At 70.6% G+C, this 19,113-nt stretch carries 17 protein-coding genes; 8 read left to right on the top strand and 9 right to left on the bottom strand.

The genetic code is table 11. The features are described 5' to 3' along the window. Window positions 1–16 precede the first annotated feature (16 nt). The 7 genes from ACZ6K0_RS34350 to ACZ6K0_RS34320 form a co-directional block, all read right to left on the bottom strand. Window positions 17–364 carry a MazG-like family protein gene (locus ACZ6K0_RS34350; RefSeq protein ID WP_469230510.1) on the bottom strand — a complete coding sequence of 116 codons (348 nt, stop codon included), beginning with the start codon at window positions 362–364 and terminating at the stop codon, window positions 17–19. Between the two features lie 202 nt (window positions 365–566). After that, window positions 567–2,903: a methyltransferase, FxLD system gene (fxlM, locus tag ACZ6K0_RS34345; protein ID WP_469230512.1), complete on the bottom strand. Its 2,337-nt coding sequence runs from the start codon at window positions 2,901–2,903 to the stop codon at window positions 567–569. A 205-nt stretch (window positions 2,904–3,108) separates the two neighbouring features. Next, the gene (locus tag ACZ6K0_RS34340; RefSeq protein WP_469230514.1) at window positions 3,109–3,237 is read right to left on the bottom strand and encodes a hypothetical protein; all 129 of its coding nucleotides are present in this window, start codon (window positions 3,235–3,237) and stop codon (window positions 3,109–3,111) included. A gap of 38 nt (window positions 3,238–3,275) precedes the next feature. Beyond that, window positions 3,276–3,788, bottom strand: coding sequence for a GNAT family N-acetyltransferase (locus ACZ6K0_RS34335; protein WP_469230516.1), 513 nt, complete (start codon window positions 3,786–3,788; stop codon window positions 3,276–3,278). A 19-nt stretch (window positions 3,789–3,807) separates the two neighbouring features. Further along, on the bottom strand, window positions 3,808–5,196 hold the full coding sequence (locus ACZ6K0_RS34330) for an MFS transporter (RefSeq protein WP_469230518.1): 1,389 nt from the start codon (window positions 5,194–5,196) through the stop codon (window positions 3,808–3,810). Between the two features lie 27 nt (window positions 5,197–5,223). Further along, window positions 5,224–6,480: a methyltransferase domain-containing protein gene (locus tag ACZ6K0_RS34325; protein WP_469230520.1), complete on the bottom strand. Its 1,257-nt coding sequence runs from the start codon at window positions 6,478–6,480 to the stop codon at window positions 5,224–5,226. Window positions 6,481–7,306: 826 nt separating this feature from the next. Further along, the gene (locus ACZ6K0_RS34320) at window positions 7,307–7,660 is read right to left on the bottom strand and encodes a VOC family protein (protein WP_469230522.1); all 354 of its coding nucleotides are present in this window, start codon (window positions 7,658–7,660) and stop codon (window positions 7,307–7,309) included. A 351-nt stretch (window positions 7,661–8,011) separates the two neighbouring features. On the opposite strand from ACZ6K0_RS34320, the gene ACZ6K0_RS34315 reads away from it, so the two are divergent. The 7 genes from ACZ6K0_RS34315 to ACZ6K0_RS34285 all read left to right on the top strand — a co-directional run bounded on the left by ACZ6K0_RS34315 (window position 8,012) and on the right by ACZ6K0_RS34285 (window position 14,906). Beyond that, entirely contained in the window at window positions 8,012–8,596 is a 585-nt protein-coding gene (locus ACZ6K0_RS34315) for an NlpC/P60 family protein (protein ID WP_469230524.1), read from the top strand. A 145-nt stretch (window positions 8,597–8,741) separates the two neighbouring features. After that, the gene (locus ACZ6K0_RS34310; protein WP_469230525.1) at window positions 8,742–10,052 is read left to right on the top strand and encodes an esterase/lipase family protein; all 1,311 of its coding nucleotides are present in this window, start codon (window positions 8,742–8,744) and stop codon (window positions 10,050–10,052) included. A gap of 63 nt (window positions 10,053–10,115) precedes the next feature. Then, window positions 10,116–11,147, top strand: a complete 1,032-nt coding sequence (locus ACZ6K0_RS34305; RefSeq protein WP_469230527.1) for an alpha/beta hydrolase — start codon at window positions 10,116–10,118, stop codon at window positions 11,145–11,147. After that, window positions 11,144–12,595 carry a carboxylesterase/lipase family protein gene (locus ACZ6K0_RS34300; RefSeq protein ID WP_469230536.1) on the top strand — a complete coding sequence of 484 codons (1,452 nt, stop codon included), beginning with the start codon at window positions 11,144–11,146 and terminating at the stop codon, window positions 12,593–12,595. Before ACZ6K0_RS34305 ends, ACZ6K0_RS34300 begins: the two co-directional genes overlap by 4 nt. 156 nt (window positions 12,596–12,751) lie before the next feature. Next, on the top strand, window positions 12,752–13,309 hold the full coding sequence (locus ACZ6K0_RS34295) for a YciI family protein (protein ID WP_469230537.1): 558 nt from the start codon (window positions 12,752–12,754) through the stop codon (window positions 13,307–13,309). A gap of 146 nt (window positions 13,310–13,455) precedes the next feature. Next, on the top strand, window positions 13,456–14,565 hold the full coding sequence (locus tag ACZ6K0_RS34290; protein ID WP_469230539.1) for a hypothetical protein: 1,110 nt from the start codon (window positions 13,456–13,458) through the stop codon (window positions 14,563–14,565). After that, entirely contained in the window at window positions 14,562–14,906 is a 345-nt protein-coding gene (locus ACZ6K0_RS34285; protein ID WP_469230541.1) for a hypothetical protein, read from the top strand. The genes ACZ6K0_RS34290 and ACZ6K0_RS34285 overlap by 4 nt, the downstream gene beginning before the upstream one ends. 108 nt (window positions 14,907–15,014) lie before the next feature. On the opposite strand, the gene ACZ6K0_RS34280 is transcribed toward ACZ6K0_RS34285, so the two are convergent. Continuing rightward, complete coding sequence (locus ACZ6K0_RS34280; protein WP_469230543.1) at window positions 15,015–15,353, bottom strand: transposase; 339 nt, start codon at window positions 15,351–15,353, stop codon at window positions 15,015–15,017. Window positions 15,354–15,481: 128 nt separating this feature from the next. After that, window positions 15,482–16,108, bottom strand: coding sequence for a hypothetical protein (locus ACZ6K0_RS34275; protein WP_469230545.1), 627 nt, complete (start codon window positions 16,106–16,108; stop codon window positions 15,482–15,484). Window positions 16,109–16,496: 388 nt separating this feature from the next. Between ACZ6K0_RS34275 and rph the strand changes: the two genes are divergently transcribed. Beyond that, window positions 16,497–19,109 carry a rifamycin-inactivating phosphotransferase gene (gene rph, locus ACZ6K0_RS34270; RefSeq protein ID WP_469230547.1) on the top strand — a complete coding sequence of 871 codons (2,613 nt, stop codon included), beginning with the start codon at window positions 16,497–16,499 and terminating at the stop codon, window positions 19,107–19,109. The last annotated feature ends 4 nt before the right edge of the window (window positions 19,110–19,113 follow it).

Raw genomic sequence — 19,113 nt, 5'->3', positions numbered from 1 at the left:
GGCCGGGTGGTGGTGGCTACGGGTGCTCGGTGCCGGATTCGGCAGGGAGGAAGCCGGCGGCCTTCTCCTGTAGCAGGCGGGCGAAGAAGGTATCGGCGTCGGGGCGCATCCGGGCCAGAGCGACCAGACAGGCGATCGCCGCATCCGCGATCTCGTTGTGCACGTCCTGCCACGTGTGGGTCGGCAGCTTCCTCGGGTTGGTGACACGGGCGCCGATGACGGCCTGGGCCGCTTCTCCTACTTCCTCGGTCATCTTGAGGACCTGGAGGGTCCACTGCTCCTCATCCGGGATGTCGTGTTCGGCGTCGAACTCGTTGAAAAGGCGTGCGAGGTCGTTGATCGTGTCCCACGGGTCTGTGTCCATCAGGTGGTCCCTCCGATGAGTTGGTGCAGGTCAGACGGCGGGCGGGTGCCCGTCGGCGGTCGGTGGACGGGTGAGATTCGCCCAGTGCACGTCAGCGTGGCCGGTGGTGTAGTCGCTGATCTGGACGGGGTCGGCACCGAGGTAGCGAAGGAAGTTGCCGTCGATACCGGCAAGCGGGCGCCGCCGGGGGATGGGCTTGGCGTCATGACGATGTCTCGGGAAAGGCGAGGACGATGCGCGAGTGCGCCTTGTCGACGAAGCATCGGGCGGGATCCTGCTCATCGCGCATCGTGGCCGGTAGGACGGTCAGCAGGGGTGTCGCGTGGCGGCGGACTTCATGGTCCCAGGCGTGAACGGCGCCTGCCACGGTGTCGGCGACGGCTTTGGCGTCAGGGCCGAAGCCCTGCGCTCCGAACTCCCACCGCGACACCCCGGTGGTCTCGTCGTGCTCCATGCGGCGGACGGCCATGCAGCCCAGCGACCGGCCCGACACCATGGCCGCGGCGTCCTGGTACTTCGGCATCCGGACAGGGCCCTGCTCAGGGCCGCCCGTCAGCCGGCAGAAGCCCGGGAGAGCGACGGTCATCCAGAGCTGAAGCGTCTCGTACGACTCGTCCCCTGCCACCGATACTCCCGTCCACAGCTCCACCGGATCGCCCGCGAGCGCGCGCTCGAGTCCGTCGACCGGGGCGGGCGGCGTGTCCTCCCAACGGATTCCGTAACCGGACTTCCCGATGGGGACCGGGGTGTCGTCCCAGCGGCCGATGCCCTGCATCGACACGAACCCGCACGGGCTCACGTGCGTCGAGCGCAGGAGCGGGCCCTTCTTCTCGAAGGCGACGCAGCGGGTATAGCCGCCGAGCCGCAGCGGAACCACGAGACTGCCGCCGTCGGCCAGCTGCGCCGTCCAGGCCGGGGGGATGTCCATTGAGGCGACCGTGACCAGGATCGCGTCGAACCCGCCTGGCGGGACCAGACGCTCAGGAGCACCGTGCACGCCATCACCGAGAACCACGCGCACACGGTCCGCGTAGCCGGTCTCCTGCAGGAACCGGACCGTGCGCCGGTACACGTACGGATCGAACTCGACACAGGTCACCGTGCCGGTGAGGCCGACGAGCTCGGCCATGAGGGCCGCGTTGTAGCCGCCGCCCCCGATCTCCAGACCGTGCCCGCCTTCACGCAGACGGCTGCGGTCGAGCATGACGGCCTGCATCTCGGGCTGGGACACGGAACTCAACGACGTGCCGTCGTCGGTGGTCACGGTTGCGACGGCCTCGTTGGCGTACGCGCGGTCCAGGGACTGCTCGGGCATGAAGGCGTGTCGCGGCACGACCTGGAACGCGGCACGCAGAGCAGGTGAGGTCGTCCAGCCGGCCTCGGTCAGATCCTCGGCGAGCCGAAGACGCTGCCGCACTGCCGCCGCGGGTTCCCCGAACCGCAACCGCAACCGCAACCGCGACCGCTCACCGCCGGCCGGGGCAGGCCGCGGAGTGAAGTGCGCGGGCGGGAGACCGGGCAGCAGACCGGGCCATGCCGTGTTCAGCGCCTGCGCGGACGCGGTGAACAGCGGTTGAGGCAGGGAGCCGAGGAGGCTGGGTGTGTGCCACTCCCAGCGGGCGATCAACTCGGGCTCAAGGCACTGCGGTTCGCCTGCGTATTCGGTGAGTCGGGCGACCTCCGTGACCCGAGTCATTCCATGGGTGTCGTCGCACAGGGTTCCCAGCAGCACCACACTTTCCGCGTCGGCGCGCAGGCTCGTTTCCTCAGCCAGTTCCCGGACCGCGGTCGCTTCGAAGGCCTCCCGGGGCTCGACCTTCCCGGCCGGCAGCTCCCACACTCTCCGAGACGGGTTCCAGCCCAGCAGCACCTGCCCGTACGAGTTCGTCACGACGACCGCGACGCCGGCCATCGCCGCCGCACTCGGTCGCCCCTTCTCCTGATACGCGGCCGATGCCCGCACACCGGACCCACGCAGGAGGACGACCGTGCAGTCCTCCGCCTCGACGCGCTCGACGTGCTCCCAGCCGTCGGTGAGCAGAGTGATCTCGGAGTCGTCCAAAGCGATGCCGCGGAGGCTCTGCGGGAACCGGTCGGCATGCGGGGTGATCACGCACAGAGTTCCACCGGGACGCAGCAGGCCGGCGAGCTCGGCAACGATCCTCGTACGGTCGCCCAGATGTGCCAGCGACCGCCGGATGGTGATCAGATCGAATCCGTCAGCGGGCGCGAGCCCCTCGACGTCGCCCGAGGTCACGTCGACGCAGTGGTACGTGACCTCCGGCCCGGCCTCGTCGGATGCGCGGTCGATAGCGCCCGGGGCGTAGTCGACCGCGTCGACGCTGTAGCCGAGGCCGGCGAGCAGTCGGGCGAGCTCGCCCGTCCCACAGCACACATCCAGCGCCCGCGGCGCCTCCTGGCCGATGCCCGGAACGAGCCGCTCGCGCACCATGGCCTTCTCGACGACGGACAGCGGCATGATGCTGCGGCCCGACGCGTAGTGCTCGCTCCAGTCCTTCGCCGATGATGTTGCGTTCACCGTGCTGTCTCCCCAGTGCTCGTGGACGTACTCGTATCCGTGTCCCAGTCGCAGTCGCCGACGTAGGCCGCCACCCCGGTTCGGCGGGCCTCCAGGAAGGCACCGAGCCGCGCGAAGTCCCGCACCGGCATCAGCGCTCGCCACTCCTCCAGCGGGAGGACCCGATTCCTCCTCGGTCTCCCGCACCGCGGTCTCCCACGGCCACTCACCGGCCTCCGCCGTCCACCCCGGGCAGCTGCCAGGGATGCTCGGCGCTGTAGACGGCGTGCAGCTGCACGTGCCAGTCGTTCATGTCGGTGAAGAAGAGCGCGCCGAACACGGTCGCTTCCGGCAATGAGGCTGCGTACACCTCGGGCGGGAGCCACCCCTCGGTCATCGCGCGTTACCATTCCGGCTCTGCGGGAACCTGATCATCCGCATGAGCGCGGGATCGCCGGCGAAGCCGAACTCCTCGTACAGCGGCGCCGCCTCCGCGCTGGCGTGCAGTTCGTAGAGCGTGACCCCATCCCGCTCCAGGTGCTCCAGCAGAGCTGCCAGCACCGCCCGGGCGTGGCCGCGGCGTCGGTGGGCAGGAACGGTGGCCACCGCGTGGATCCGACCTGCCAGCCCCTTGGGGTACTTCGGCGCCGGCAGAACGGGGTGGATCAGTCCGAGCGCGCACGAGACCAGCCGGCCGGACGGCCCGCCGACAACGTAGGCGCGGGCATCGCCCCCAGGCTCCAGCCGCGACGCGAGGTGATCGCGGCAACGACCGACCCACTCCTCGTCGAGAGGCTCCGACAGGACGAAGTCCGAACGCAGCCGGACGATCTCGCCGGCATCGTCCGGGGTGGCCAACCGAGGGGCGGGCACCGCTGCGACGGGGGCATCTTCGCTGCGAGTCATGAATCTCCCAAGGTCTGTCTCATGAGGTTCCGCCGTCCATCGAGTCCTCCCGTGATCTCGTGGTGGGTGCCGGTCCCGGGCCAGGTACTGCCGACGGGGAGGTGGCAAGCGTTCGGGGGACAACGCCGCCTGGGCCGTCCGGCACAGGGGCCGGGCCGGGCATCTGCCGCAGAGTGCGCAGCGGGGAACGGGAGAGGACCGTGAGTGGTACGACGAGGAGACAGGCCCCGACGGCCAGGGCGGGTCGCACTCCGGCCCAGGTCCCGACCCCGCCGGCCAGCAGTGCGCCCAACGGCCGGGCGCCGGAGGTCAGCCATGTGCTCACGGCCTGCATCCGGGCCTGCATGCGGGGCTCCGTGATGATCTGACGGATCGACCGCTGGGTGGTGCCCGCCGCGCCGGCGCAGGCCAATTGCAGGAACAGTGCGCTGCCGATTCCGATCTCCCAGCCGAGGCCGGGGGAGGCCAGCAGCAGGGGGATCTGGGTGAGCGGCGTGAGGGCGAGCGCACCCGTCATCATCGGCCCGGGCCCGTACCGCCCGGCGACGGCCGGGGCGGACCACGCGCCGACGGCCGCGCCCAGGGCGCCGAGCCCGAGCACCACGCCGAAGGCCGTCGCACTCATCTCCAGGACCCGCAGCAGGTACAGCGCCCACAGTGTGTTGAGCATGGCCAGGGCCAGCGAGGTGGTCGCGTTGACCCAGGTGAGCACGCTCAGCCGGTGGTCGCCGTGTACGTACCTCAGACCTTCGGCGATCTCCGTGCGCAGTCTTCGTCTCCCTGCCGGTGCCGGCGGGGTCTCGCGGACCTGGATGCGGGTGGTGCACCAGGCGCTGAGGAGGTACGAGGCGACGTCCCCGAGCAGGGCGCGGGCCGGGCCGAGCAGCGCGGTCAGCGCGGCGCCGAGGCTACTGCCCCCGGTCGCGGCGAGCGCGAACAGCGCACCCACGCGGCTGTTGCTCCGCTGGATCAACGACCGGTCGACGAGCTGCGGCAGCAGGCTGATCCCCGCCGCGTCGTGCAGCACCCCGGCAGCACCCTGAACCGCGGCGACGACCATGAGCTGAGTCAGGGTCAGCATTCCCAGGGCCGCGACCACCGGCACGGTCGCAAGGGCCACAGCGCTGACCAGATCGCCGATGATCATCTGCCTCCGCTTGGAGTACCGGTCGGCGAGCGCCCCGGCGTGCAGAGCGAACAGCGCGGGCGGGAGCTGCCCCATGAACGCCAGCCAGGCAACCTGACCGGCGGTGGCGTCGAGCGTGAGCACGGCCAGCACGGGGATCGCTGTCGAGCTGATCGAACTCCCGGCCACGCCGGCTGCCTGCCCGGTCAAGTACTTCCGGAAGTCGCGGTGTCGCCACAACGAGATCGGCCCGGTGGCCGAGTCATTGCCGGCAGCAGCCATGAAGCACCTCCTTGACTTCGTCCCGGTTCACAGTTCGCTGGCCGACTGATGCGGGGGCGCGGTGGAGGCGGCCTGGCGGGGGAGAGCTGCCAGCGGTGGCAGCGCCCATTCCAGCGCGGAGGGACCGACGCCGGAGGTGACGTGCTGAGGCCCTCCGCCGCCGGGAATGTCGACCCGATAGGTGTCCGGGCGGCCGGCCCGCTCCCAGCGGTCGTGGAGGGCTTCCAATTCGGCCCACACATCCCGCGGCCCGTGCACGCGGACCGTTCCTTCCTCGGGGCCGGGCACGGCCCAGGAGTCGTCGTCGGGGGCGACGATCCGCATCGTCTCGTCGCGGATGTCCCACATCAGGCCGGGCGCGAGGTGCGAGGCCGCGAGCCAGAAACCGTGCGACGTCCGATCCGGCGGCGCCAGCCGAGTGGCGCGCGGTCGGCCGGGATCGGCGTCGATCCGGGACCGGTGGTGGACGGCGGTGAGCCACTGGTAGCCGAGCAGGGGCCGGGTGCCGCGTACGCCGCCCCTCAGAACGGCCTCGATCCGGCCTTGCGGTGTGAGGGTGATGAGCAGTTGCCCGGGCCAGCTGGGCGTCACGGTGGTGAGCGTCGTCAACAGACGTCCACCAGGGGCGAGCTGCTCGACCCACGCCGGCGGGACGCAGGGGACCCCGAAGCCGGAGTGAACGCGGTCGTACGGAGCCGAGGCCGGGTGCCCGTCGAGCGCGTCACCGGTCACGACCTGGACGCCGAACGCGAGCCGATCCAGGTTCCGCTGGGTGAACACGGCCATGTGCGGGTCCCGTTCGACGCCGGTGGCGCAGCCGGGTCCGGTGATCGTCGCGGCGAGCGCGAGTGAGATCCCCGACCCGGTGCCGAGGTCCAGGAACCTTTGCGCGGCTGCGAGTTGCAGTGTCTGCAGCCCTTCGACGGTAAGCGGGAGCCCGCTCGACATCGACGTCATGTGGCCACCGGTCACCGGCCCGCGCCCGAGGGCGTCGAGGGGTTCTCCGTCACGCTGGAGGAGGACGGAGTCGCCTTCGTGGACGAGGTCGAGCCACTCCTCCCGGTCGTCGGGGTGGGAGCCATCGAGCAGCCGCCAGTCGATCGGATCCGCCGCCGGGCCGCTGACCCGGAGATACGCGTGCGGCAGGAGAACCTCCCTGCGGACCCGCAGCAGGGCTTCACGCACGCGCGGGTCGGTGAGCACCCCTTCGGTTTCGAGGCGCTCAACCAGGGCGGCACGCCGACTGCTGGACTCGGCGGTGAGGCTGGACAGATCAGCGGTCATGACGATCGTCCTCCTTGGAACAAGGTGGGATGGCGCGCGGACGGAACTCCGTGGGCCCTTCCGAGTCCGACGCGTCCTCCTCGACGGCCGGTTGGGGGCGCGCTGTGCCGGTCATGGCTCCCACGTCGTATCCGACGCACTGTGCTCCCGACCTCTGTAGCCGGCCGTTTGGGGCGCCATCGAGGCGGACCTGGGATGGTTGACCTGGGCGTGTAGGGGCGACTGGGGGCCGGGGATGCATCGGGCCCTCCGGGTGGTCGAGTTGATGTGTCGGTGGCTCAACGACCGGGGGCTGTGTCTCGAGCACGCCTGATTCGGACGTCATTCGAACCCCAGAACCAGGCGAAAGCGCGTTCGTGTGGTGTGCACCGATCCATGTGGGACAGGGGCTCTTGCCGATGCCGGGTGTGGCCGAAACGCCGCTGGAGATGTGTCGCGCTGGACGAGCTTGTGATCGCCGGCCGTCCTGCTCACAGAGCGATCACGATGATTGGTGCCGTGCCGTGCCGTGCCGTGCCGTGCCGTGCCGTGCCGTGCCGTGCCGTGCCGCGCCGGTCAGGCGGGCGAGCCGGATTCCGAAGGCGCCGAGGCTGCCCGCTCGCAGTGTGGCGACGGCGCTGGTTGGGGCAGACGGGCGCTGGCGTCGACGATGGCGACGCAGGGGGGGGAGAGAGACGGCCTCGGGGGTGATCGCGGCCCGGTCGAAGGGCAGGTTGGCAGACAGGCAGCGAGGTACCCGTAGACGGTTTCCACGGAGTGAAGTCGGGAGGCAGGTACCGCCACGGGGGCCAGATCCGATCGACATGGCAGGCCCTGCCCCCTTCGTTCAGTCCTCCAGGCTGCCACCGACGTACTCGAAGACCCCGCCGTGCGGGTGCCGCAGCACTGCGCGGCGGCCGTTCGGAGTGGGCTGAATGGGCATCACGATCTCGGCTCCCTCTGCCCGCGCCTCCTCGACCGCGGCACCCAGGTCGGCGACGACGAGAGTCGCCGCCACACCCGCCACTCGCTGCACTGCCTCGTCAGGTCCGGCGAACAGGAGGAAGGGACCGACGCTTGCCAGGGTGACGCCGGCAAAGGCGAACCGCGAAGCGGTGCTTCCAGTCAACTTCTCGTAGAAGGGCACAGCCGCATCCAGATCCTCGACACGCTGCCGCACAACCACTGAATCGATAGCCATGGTCGACATCATCACATCTTCATGGTTCGAGATGCCGTTCGACGTCGGACGTTGAACGGCAGGCTAAGTGCCCTGTGAACGTAGGGACGCGCTGTGGCCATCGGCGTATGTGGTGAGGCCCCATGGTTCGGGGCGCCAGGGTGCGTGGCAGGGCCATGTCGGGGCGGGCAAGTGCTGGCCGATAAGCGTCGGTTGCTCGTCCGTGGATCCGGAAAGGAAGAGATCCACTCCGGGGTCTTGTGCTCGTGTGAGGCCGAATGCGAGGGCCGACGCCTTCCATCAATCCCTTGCCTCTGACGGCAGTTCACTCCTGAGGGCCGTCCATTGTCTACGCGTAAACCAGCTCCCGAGATGGGCCCTCGCGCACCCAGTGGACCAGCAGCCGCGCGGTGGCCCGCTTCTACCGGGCCGACGGCACGGCCCCCCCTGCTCCCCGGTGACGTGGTGTTCTTCGGCGGGACGGCGTCCACGATCCACCACGTCGCCCTCTACCTCGGCCAGGGCTACATCGTGGAAGCGCCCTACTCCGGGGGCTACGTGCGCGTGGTCGCCCTCTCCTCGCACAGCGACTACTACGGTGCGATCCGGCTGTACGCGGGCGGCGGCTCGACCACTCCGCCGGCGCCCGAGCCCGATCCCGAGCCGACCCCCGACCCGACCCCGGGACTGCCCTGGGTCGACACCTTCGCCAACGCGTCGGTGTACGCCTCGCCCTCCAGCGTCACGGCGACGGGGAGCCTGTATCAGGGGACGAGTTACGTGTACTGCAAGGCCTGGGGTCGTGAGGTGCGCAGTGGTGACTCCTTCAATCACTGGTGGCTGAAGACCGATCCCGATGTCGGGCCGGGTGGTCAGTGGGTGTCCGCGTTCTACCTCTCGCGGTGGGGCAACGATCAGGCCAGGGACAACAACGGCACCGTGATCCCCAACTGCTGAGTGCCTGGCACCACCTGGACGGTTCCCTTTGTGTGGCTCACCCACATGCCCCGTGGGTGGGGGTCCGCCTACCGTGTGCGGACCCGGTGCCGGGACGGCCATCGGGCGGACGCGCCATGAGCGCACGAGCGGGAAAGGCCGGAACATGGCCGACAGACGGAGTCCTGGGAGCCGGTGGCGACTGCGCGCCGCCCGCGTGATCGCTGTGGTGGGAGTCGTCGCGGCGGCCGTGGTGGCGCCACCCGCCGCCGCGAGCGGCGCGACGACCGCCCCCCCGCCCCCGTACCTCACCCTTGAGGCGAGCTACGGGGCCGGGACCGTCACCAACGGCTGGGAGCGCGTCGAGCGCTACCTCGACACGACCACCGGATTCCGCACCGAGGGCTTCCCCGCGGACGGCCGCGGCGACCAGGACGGCAAGCGCGTCACGTACTTCGGCGGAGTCTCCCGGCCGTCCTCGGGCCGGTTCCTGCTCTACTCGGCCCCCGGCTGGAACACCGGCAGCGTCACCACACCCGTGCTCCTCGTGCACGGCGCCAACGACACCGCGGACCGCGCCTGGGCCAACCCCGGCGAATCGGGCGGGTACGGCTGCGGCGCCGTCTCCTGCCCGTCCACCGGACTCATGCAGTACCTCTCCCAGCGCGGCCACCGCGTGTTCGCCGTCGGCTTCGCGCACAAACAGGGCGACAACCTGATGCAGGCGCAGATCGTCGGCGACGCGATCGCCGCGATCAAGGCGAAGCTGGGCGTCGCCACGGTGGACCTCGTCGGCTGGAGCAAGGGCGAGATGTCGACCCGCGCGTACGTGTCGTCGCTCAAGCCGAGCTGGGGACGCGCGTACGCCGGTGACGTGCGCCGGCTCGTCACCATCGGCGGCCCGAACGGTGGCTACGACTACCCGTACGCCCACGGCTGGGCCCACGACTTCTCCATCTGGCCCGAGTGCGGAGGCAAGGTCAACGCGCCCTCGCCGCATTCCCACATGACCTGCTACGGCCTGTACACCGCACACCCCGAGTTCTCGATGACCCCGTCCGGCGGACAGGACAACTACCCCGGCCAGCGCCAGATGCTCGCCCGCTGGGACGGGACGTACGGAGTCGACGGCGCCGCCCAGGACTGGTACACGACCTACTACGGCGGCCAGGGCTTCTACACCGCCGGCACCGGCATCCAGGCCGCCATCGACGCCGGATCCCTGATCGCCCCGCTGCACGCCGCCGGGGTGCCTGCCTCCGTCACCACGTACCTGCTGGCCGGCGGATCCGCCGACATCGTCGGCATCTTCAACGAGAACCGCGGACCCAGCGACGGCGTCGTCTTCATCTCCAGCGCGCTCGACACCACGGGCATCCCCACCGTCGGCGGCAAGGCCACCGTCGCCACCGCCAACCACCTCGAACTCGGCTGGCACAGCTCGGCCGCCGCCCAGGTCGCCACCTGGCTCTCCTGAACGACCGGCGACCAGAACCGGCGACCAGCCCCCGCGACCAGAACCCGCGAGAAGGACCCGTACATGACCACGCTCCACACCCGCCGTGTCGCCACCGGCAGACTGACCCAGCAGATCACCGAGACCCGCGCCGAGGGCGAACCGGTCGTCTTCGTCCACGGCAACGTCTCGTCCTCCCCGTTCTGGCACACCACCCTGGCCGCGCTGCCGGACTCCTACCGCGCCATCGCCGTCGACCTGCGCGGCTTCGGCGGCACCGACCCGCTCCCCGTCGACGCCACGCGCGGCCTGCGGGACTACGCCGACGACCTCGCCGAGCTGCTCGCCGCCCTCGACATCGACCGCGCCCACCTGGTCGGCTGGTCCATGGGCGGCGGGGTGGTCACACAGTTCCTGCGCGACCACCCGGCCGCGGTGCGCTCCCTGACCCTGGTCAACCCGGTCTCCCCGTACGGCTTCGGCGGCACGCACGGAGCGGACGGCACCCTCAACTCCGAGGACGGGGCGGGATCGGGCGGCGGCACGGCCAACCCGGACTTCGTCCGGCTGCTCGCCGAGGGCGACCGAGGCGAGGACTCACCGCTCTCGCCGCGCTCCGTCCTGGCAGCCTGCTACGTCAAGCCGCCGCTCCGCTTCGAGCCCGAGCACGAGGACGCCTACGTCGAGTCCATGCTCACCACCCGCCTCGGCGACGACCACTACCCGGGCGACAGCACGACGTCCACCGCCTGGCCCGGGATCGCCCCCGGCACCCGAGGCGTGCTCAACTGCCTCGCCCCGACCCACTTCCGTGTCGACGACCTGCACCTGATCGACCCGAAGCCGCCGGTCCTGTGGATCCGGGGCGAGGACGACGTCATCGTCTCGGACACCTCGATGTTCGACCTGGCGCACCTGGGCGCGGTCGGCGCCGTGCCCGGCTGGGACGGCACGCCGGCCCAGCCGATGGTGGCGCAGACGCGTCACCTCCTCGACCGCTACGCGGCGGCGGGCGGCGCGGTGCGGGAGGTCGCCGTGGCCGACGCCGGACACACCGTCCACCTCGAACGCCCCGAGGAGTTCGGCAAGGCACTCGTCGAGGTCCTGTCGGCATGACGGCCTGCCGTACGCGGCAGGGGGAGGTCCGCGGCCGGACCTCCCCCGACGGGGTGACCTCCTTCCTCGGCATCCCGTACGCCGCTCCGCCTTTCGGCGCCCTGCGCTTCCGGGCGCCGGCCCCGCCCGACCCCTGGACCGGCGTACGCGACGCCACGACCCACGGGCCGACGGCGCCGCACGCCCCCTACGCCCCGCCCTTCGACGCCCTCATCCCGGAGAACCACATCCCGGGCGAGGACTGTCTGAACCTCGACATCCGGACCCCCGCCCCGGAGCCGGGAGCCGCCCTCCCCGTGATGGTCTGGCTGCACGGAGGCGCGTTCACCAACGGCTCGGGCTCGGCGTCCGGGTACGACGGGAGCGCCTTCGCACGCGACGGCGTCGTCTGCGTCAACGTCAACTACCGCCTGGGATCGGACGGTTTCCTGCACCTGCCCGACCGCCCCGACAACCGGGGCCTGCTCGACCAGATCGCCGCACTCCGGTGGATCCGCGAGAACATCGCCTCCTTCGGCGGCGACCCGGACAGGGTGACCGTCTTCGGCGAGTCGGCGGGTGCGATGAGCATCGGCACGCTGCTGACCACGGAAGCCGCCCGAGGCCTGTTCCGGCGGGCCGTCCTCCAGAGCGGAGCCTGCCACCACTACCTGCGCCCGGCATCGGCCCGGCTGATCGCGGCCCGCCTGGCGGAGCGACTGGGCATCGAGCCGACCCCGGCGGCTTTCGAGGCCGTTCCGCTGCCGGAACTCCTCGCAGCCCAAGGGGAGTTGCGTACCGCGGTGAGTGCCGATCCAGACCCGGCGCGGTGGGGCGAGGCGGTGCTCAACATGATGCCCTTCGAGCCGGTCCGGCCGGGCCTCACCCTCCCCGGCCCGGACTGCGACGTCGACCTCCTCATCGGCAGCAACCGCGAGGAGTACCGCCTTTTCCTCGTCCCGACGCGGCGCCTCCAGGCCTTCCCGGAATCCTCGCTCCGCGCCATGACCGCGGCCTACGGCCTCGACCCCGGCGAGGCCCTCCCCGTCTACCGGGACACCCGCCCCGACGCCACCCCGGGCGAACTCCTCGACGCGGTCGCGACCGACTGGTTCTACCGGATCCCCGCCATCCGCCTGGCCGAGGCCGTACCCGGGTCCCACCTCTACGAATTCGCCTGGCGCTCCCCCCGGTTCGACGGCACCCTCGGCGCCTGCCACGCCCTCGAACTGCCCTTCGTCTTCGACCGCCTCCACGACCCGTCGTACGCGCCCCTGCTCGGCGACCGCCCACCCCAGGCCCTCGCGGACGCCATGCACGGCGCCTGGATCTCCTTCGCCAAGACGGGCGACCCCGGCTGGGAGGCGTACGACAAGACGACCCGCACGACGATGACCTTCACCACGACCCCCACCGCCGTCCCCGACCCGCGCGCACGGGAACGGCTCCTCTGGGGGGGCGTCCGCTGAGGGATGCTCCGGGCGGAGGGGCCACGGGGCCGTGTGAGGAGAAGACCGCCGGCCGCCAAGCGGAGTCGGCGCGTGTGCTTCCGGGCGAGCGTGCCGATGGGCGATCGCAGTGAAACCCGCTCGCCCTGGGCTCCTCCTTGGAGGGACCCTATGCGCATGGAATTCCTCTGTTACCACCGAGACCGGCCCGGATCCTTGTCGCTGCGCTACGAGCTGGTGGAAGAGCACTGGTCCTACATGGACCGGTACGCGAAGGAGATGATCGCCCGAGGCCCGACCTTCGGCGACGACGGCGACACGCTCACCGGCAGCGTGCACATCCTCGACCTGCCCGATCCCGCCGCCGCCCGTGCGTTCGCCTTCGACGAGCCCGGCTATCAGGCCGGCATCTACCGGGACGTGCTGATACGGCGGTGGCGCAACCTGCTGGGGTGCACCATGTGGGACTTCCCTGGTGGCCGGACCGGCGGCAACCGCTACCTGGTGATCGGTCTCGGTCTCGATGCGGAGCAGGCCGCCGACCTCACGGTGCCGTCAGACCGGGACGAGCTGATCGCCTACGGGCCGCTGCTGTCCGACAGCGGCGCCACCTGGCTGGGCACGGCGGCACTGGTCCGGGCGCCGGACCCGCACGCGGCACGCGCGATCCTGACGCCGGACCGGTACGCCGACATCGAGGTGCACAACTGGCAGTTCGGGGGGCGGCCGTCATGACCTGAGGACGCTTGGCTCTGTACTCAGGGGTACGCGCCGGACGAGGTCCGCGGGTCCCGGGCATGGCGGACACCGCTGTTCGTGTGACTGTCGGCCAGTGAACCTCGTTGGTCCACCGACCACCCATGCGAGTTCGGAGGGCACACATGACGCTGGGGCAGGGCATCTTCGCGGCGGTCGTCACAGCTGTGGTGGGCGTGCCCTTCGCGGGCCTGATCGCCGGCTGGGGGGTCGGGGACACGAGACCGGAAGCGAGCCCGCCCCGGGGCGGCGGATCCGCCACGGACGTCAAGCGCGTCACTCTGGACAAGGACACGGCGGACACGCGCGACGGCTGGGACGGGGAGGCGACCCTGGGCTGCTGCGTCGCCCTCGCCGTCGTCGTGGCCATTGTGCTGGTGGAACTGGCGGTGGCCGACCCGGGGCCGAACGATGGCCATGTCCGGGCGGTCGCCACCCTTCCGGTGCTGATGGCGGCGGCGGTACCGGTCCTGCGGTACCGCAAGGGCGCACGCGGTCTGCTGCTGGCGGTGCACGCGTCGGGCGCGCTGACGCTGGCAGCGGCGTGTCTGAGCGTCGCCGCCTTCGTCACCGGACCGCCGCCGTACGCGACGGGGTGGATCCTGCTCGCCGTCGCCGCGGCAGGTGTGGCCACCACGTCCGTCCTGGCCCTGGTCCGGGCACAGGTGACGCTCACGGTGGTGCCGGTCGCCGTCGCCGTACTGGTCGCCGTGTTCGGCGCGATCGCACACTCCGTGTACGACTCGCCGGGCTACGCCATGCGCTTCGGGCAACCCGTGCGCATGCCGTTGCCCTCCCACTGCGTGGCGGGCGAGGGGATGGGGTGCGTCATCACGTGGAACGAGGCGCAGCACGGGTCGTCCCCCGCCTTCGCCCAGGATCAGGTCGTCACCGTCCACTTCAGCCCGGAGGGCAGGGACCGTTACGGGCATTACTACCGGCTCGGCGGTTTCTACAAGCCCGGAGACGACAACGACCCGACTCTGGCCTTCCTGGACACCCAGGCCGTCGGGGACGACGCGTACGTGACCCTCGGCTATCGGGCCGACTCTTTCACGCCGTTGGGGCAGTTGCGTCTGCCGCGGCTGATGTGGGCGGCCCTGCCTCTCCTCCTGTTCCCGCTGGCGCTGCATCTGTTCCTCGTCAGGGACAGGGCGGCGCAGCCGCTGCGGCGGCGCCGGACGGCTGGTGCCGGAGGGGCGCCGGCGGTGACTCGGCACGGCGAGCGGGTGTGAGGCGTCACGCGGGCAAGGAAGCGCTGTTCGAGCGCCCGGGGATGTCGCCGGACCGAACCGTCCTTGAACTCACCGCGGTCAACGTTCCGGTGAGCCGTGCGGAGGGGGCGTACGACGAGGCCGGAGTGCATTCGGAGGCCTTGATCTACGAGAGGATCCTGCGGCCGTTCCTGCGGCAACTCGGTCTGTCCGCCGAAGAGGCCGACACGCTCCTGGGCAAGGCCGTCGGGGGATTCTCCGACCGTGCGCGCTGTCCCGCGTGCCACTTCGGCGCGGATCTGCGGACCTGGCTGGCACTGGACCCGCAGAAGTTCACATCCTCAAAGCGCCGCTCGACGTGAAGACGGAGGCCCTGAACGTCGACGCCCCCGACGCGGGGTCGTGCGACACCGACCCCGTGGCCGACGCCCACAACGAGAACCTGGAACGGACCCTCGTCCCGCCCGAGATCAGGAGGCGGTCAACACCGCACCCGAGTACGCGCCCCTGCGCCGGGCGTTCCTGGCGAGGATCACCGGCGCCGTTCGGCCGGGTCCAGGGCTGCCCAGGGACCCGGCCGCGTGCTGGTCGGCTCGGACGATCGTGGAGTCGACCGACACCAGCCCCTCGATGTCACCGGTCGCGTCGGCCTCGGCCTGGGCGGCTCTGAGCATGCCCTCGAAGGTGTCGTCCTTGGCCCACTGGCGGAAGCGGGTGTGGAGCGTGGCCCAGGAGCCGAACCGATCGGGCACGTCCCGCCAGGCCATCCCGGTCCGGAACTGCCACACGATCCCGTGGCGACGTATCACCCGGCCATGATCCCCAACCGAAGACCCGACCGGCGTCACTGCCGGCTTGTCGCGTGAGGCGCGGAAGCGGTGTTGGCTCACTGCTCCTCGTCGGTGAGCCGATGCATAAGGCTGAGTCGGCCGGCAGGTCAGTGGTGTGGTGTGTCGTCGGAGGCGGAGCGGCGGCCTCCGATGGAGGTGATCAAGGCGTCTGCCACGATCGCGGCGTCTGCCTCGGCGATTTCTGCCGGGTATTCCGGGAGGAGGTCGTCCCAGACGGGCATCCACGATCCGTAGAGCTGGGTCTGTCCTTCGGGTCGGGCGAAGAACCAGATGTGCAGGTGCGCGCCTCCGTCTCCGATGCGGTAGACGTGGGCCCGCGAGATGTGTGGCAGGGCCTGTACGTGGCGGACGATGTGGGTGGACAGGACCCCGAGCTCGGCCGCGAGCTCATCGGGGAGGTCGGCCATGTCGTAGTGCTCGATCGGGTGCAGCATGAGCACCAGGGGCACACCGACTCCCGTGATCCGGGTGAGGCGCCAATTGTCGTTGAACCAGATCCCGTCGCCGCGTGCGCGGCATGACTCGCAGTTCGCCGGGTCCTCGCCGTGCCGCGGAGGCTCGGGCAAGACCGGAGGGCGCAGTGGTGCGACGCGCAGTCCGTCGGGTTCGAACGGGCTGATGTCCCAGCCTGTCATGCGGGCGAGAGGGAGCCGGCGCTCGCCATCCGCGGCGGTGCGTGCGTGGTCGTAGAACTCGTCAGGTCGCAAAGCCATGGTGCGAAGGTTAGTTCGGCATCGGTATGCGGTGAGGGCCGGGGTGCTGTGGCCATCAGGAGAAACGCATCGGGGGGCGACGGCGATGAGGAGCATGGCGCAGAATGGTCGGCCGATGCCACAGCCTGCGGAGATGAGGGCCCGACGTGCGTGTGTCGTTGTCGACGTATCGGGGACTCGGTGACGTCGAATCAGTGGTGGGACCGGCGGTGCGGTTCGTGGGTGCCCGGTGCGGAGGTGCGGGGTGCGCGCCGCACGACTGGGGACGAGCGGGCAGGCGACTCGTCGGAGGGAAGGCGACCAGGGATGGTGCGATGGAGTGGGAGGCGTCGGTGAATCGATCGGCCACCGCAGTACGACGGAGCACGGCTGTCTTGGAGGGATCACGATGACCGATCAGTACGTGTGGGATCTCCAGGAGGTCGACGAGACGCAGGTCGCGCTTGTCGGCGGCAAGGGCGCGCACCTGGGCGAGCTGTCGAAGATCGACGGCATCCGCGTGCCGGGTGGGTTCTGCGTGACGACGGACGCCTTCCGGCGGATCATGGCGGAAGCGCCGTCGATCGACGAACGACTCGATCAGTTGTCGCGCGTGAACCCGGAGGACCGGGAGGCGATCCGCGCGCTCAGCGCGCAGATTCGTCTGACCATCGAGGGGACTGTCATCCCGGGCGATCTCGTGTCGGCGATCACCCGCGAGCTCGCCCGGCTCGGCGAGCAAGCCGCCTGCGCCGTCCGATCCAGCGCGACGGCGGAGGACCTGCCGACGGCTTCCTTCGCCGGCCAGCAGGACACGTACCTGAACATCGTGGGGCCGACGGCGATCCTCCGGCACGTCAGCCGCTGCTGGGCATCGCTGTTCACCGAGCGGGCCGTGACCTACCGCCGGCGGAACGGCATCGATCACCGTACGGTCCACATGGCCGTGGTCGTGCAGCGGATGGTCTTCCCGCACGCGGCCGGCGTCCTGTTCACAGCCGACCCCGTCACGGGCAACCGCAAGGTCGCCACCGTGGACGCGGGCTTCGGCCTCGGCGAGGCCCTGGTCTCCGGCCTGGTGAACCCGGACCACTTCAAGGTGCGGGACGGCCAGGTCGTCGCCAAGGCGATCTCCGCCAAGCAGCGTGCCGTTCACGCCCTGCCGACCGGCGGTACGCGGGAAGTGGCGATCGACTCGCAGCGGCAGGAGGAGCCGGCCCTCACGGACTCCCAGGCCGTGCGGCTCGTGCAGCTCGGGCGACGGATCGAGGCGCACTTCGGACGCCCGCAGGACATCGAATGGTGCCTGGTCGACGACGACTTCCAGATCGTTCAGAGTCGGCCGATCACCACGCTGTTCCCCGTCCCCACACCCGCCCCCGAGACCGGCGGGCAGGAGAATCACGTCTACGTCTCCGTCGGCCATCAGCAGATGATGACCGACCCCATGAGGCCCCTGGGGTTCTCCATGTGGCAGCTGACGGCCATGGTGCCGATGCACGAGGCGGGCGGGAGGCTGTTCGTGGATGTCACCCGGCGCCTGGCCTCGCCCGCGAGCCGTGCCGGCCTCCTGGACGTCATAGGGAGGGGAGATCCGCTGGTCAGGGATGCTCTGGAGACCGTCCTCGACCGCGACGACTTCGTCCCGTCCCTCCCGGACGCGGGTCCCGGCGGGCCACCGGCCGGCGGTGCGCCCGCCCCGATCGAGACCGATCCGGCCGTCGTCACCGCGCTGATCGAGCGCAGCCGGGTGTCCATCGCCGCCTTGGAGCGGGACATCCGGACGAAGAGCGGACCGGCGCTGTTCGACTTCCTGCTGGAGGCCTTCGAGGAGCACAAGCGGGTCCTCGGCGATCCGCTGAGCTTTCAGGCGATCATGGCGGGGATGGAGGCCACGTGGTGGCTCAACGACAAGCTGCGGGAGTGGCTCGGCGAGAAGAACGCGGCTGACACCCTGACGCTGTCCGCCCCCGACAACATCACGTCGGAGATGGGACTGGCGCTGCTCGACGTAGCCGACGTGATCCGTCCGCGGCCGGAGGTGGTGGCGTTCCTGCAGGGCGGCGTCGAGGACGAAGGCTTCCTGGACGAGCTGGCGAAGCTCGACGGCGGGACCGAAGCGCGCGACGCCATTGAGGCCTACCTCGATCGGTACGGCATGCGCTGTGTCGGCGAGATCGACATCACGAGGCCCCGTTGGCGCGAGCACCCCGCCACGATCGTGCCCGTCATCCTCGACAACGTCAGGAACTTCGAGCCGGGTGCCGCCGGGCGGCGCTTCGAGCAAGGCCGGCAGAAGGCGCGGAAGAAGGAACAGGACGTGCTGTCCCGCTTGCGGGCCCTGCCGGACGGTGACCGGAAGGCCGACGAGGCCAAGCGGATGATCGACCGGGTGAGAACCTTCATCGGGTACCGGGAGTACCCGAAGTACGGCATCGTCAGCCGCTACTTCGTCTACAAGCAGGCCCTGCTGGAGGAGGCCGAGCGCCTTGTGCAGGCCGACGTGATTCCTGAGAAGGAGGACATCTTCTACCTCACGTTCCAGGAGCTCCACGACGTCGTGCGCTCGCACCAGGTGGACGGCCGGCTCATCCAGCAGCGCAAGGACGCGTTCCGGTCGTACCACGCGCTCACACCTCCGCGGGTGCTCACATCGGATGGCGAGGCCGTCACCGGGGCGTACCGGCGCGACGACGTGCCGGCCGGCGCTCTGGCCGGCCTACCGGTCTCCGCCGGGACCGTCGAGGGAAGGGCCCGCGTCGTCCTTGACATGGCCGATGCCGATCTCGAAGCGGGCGACATCCTGGTCACGACCTTCACGGACCCCAGCTGGTCGCCGCTGTTCGTCGGCATCGCGGGCCTGGTGACGGAAGTGGGCGGCCTGATGACGCATGGCGCGGTGATCGCCCGGGAGTACGGCCTGCCGGCCGTCGTGGGCGTGGAACAGGCCACCCGGCTGATCCGGGACGGGCAGCGGATCCGCGTGCACGGAACCGACGGGTACGTCGAGATCCTGCCCTGACGAG

This window comes from Streptomyces sp. NPDC042346 (assembly GCF_055581845.1).
The sequence above is the reverse complement of the archived record's forward strand: the minus strand, read 5'-3'. Positions and strand labels throughout refer to the sequence as shown.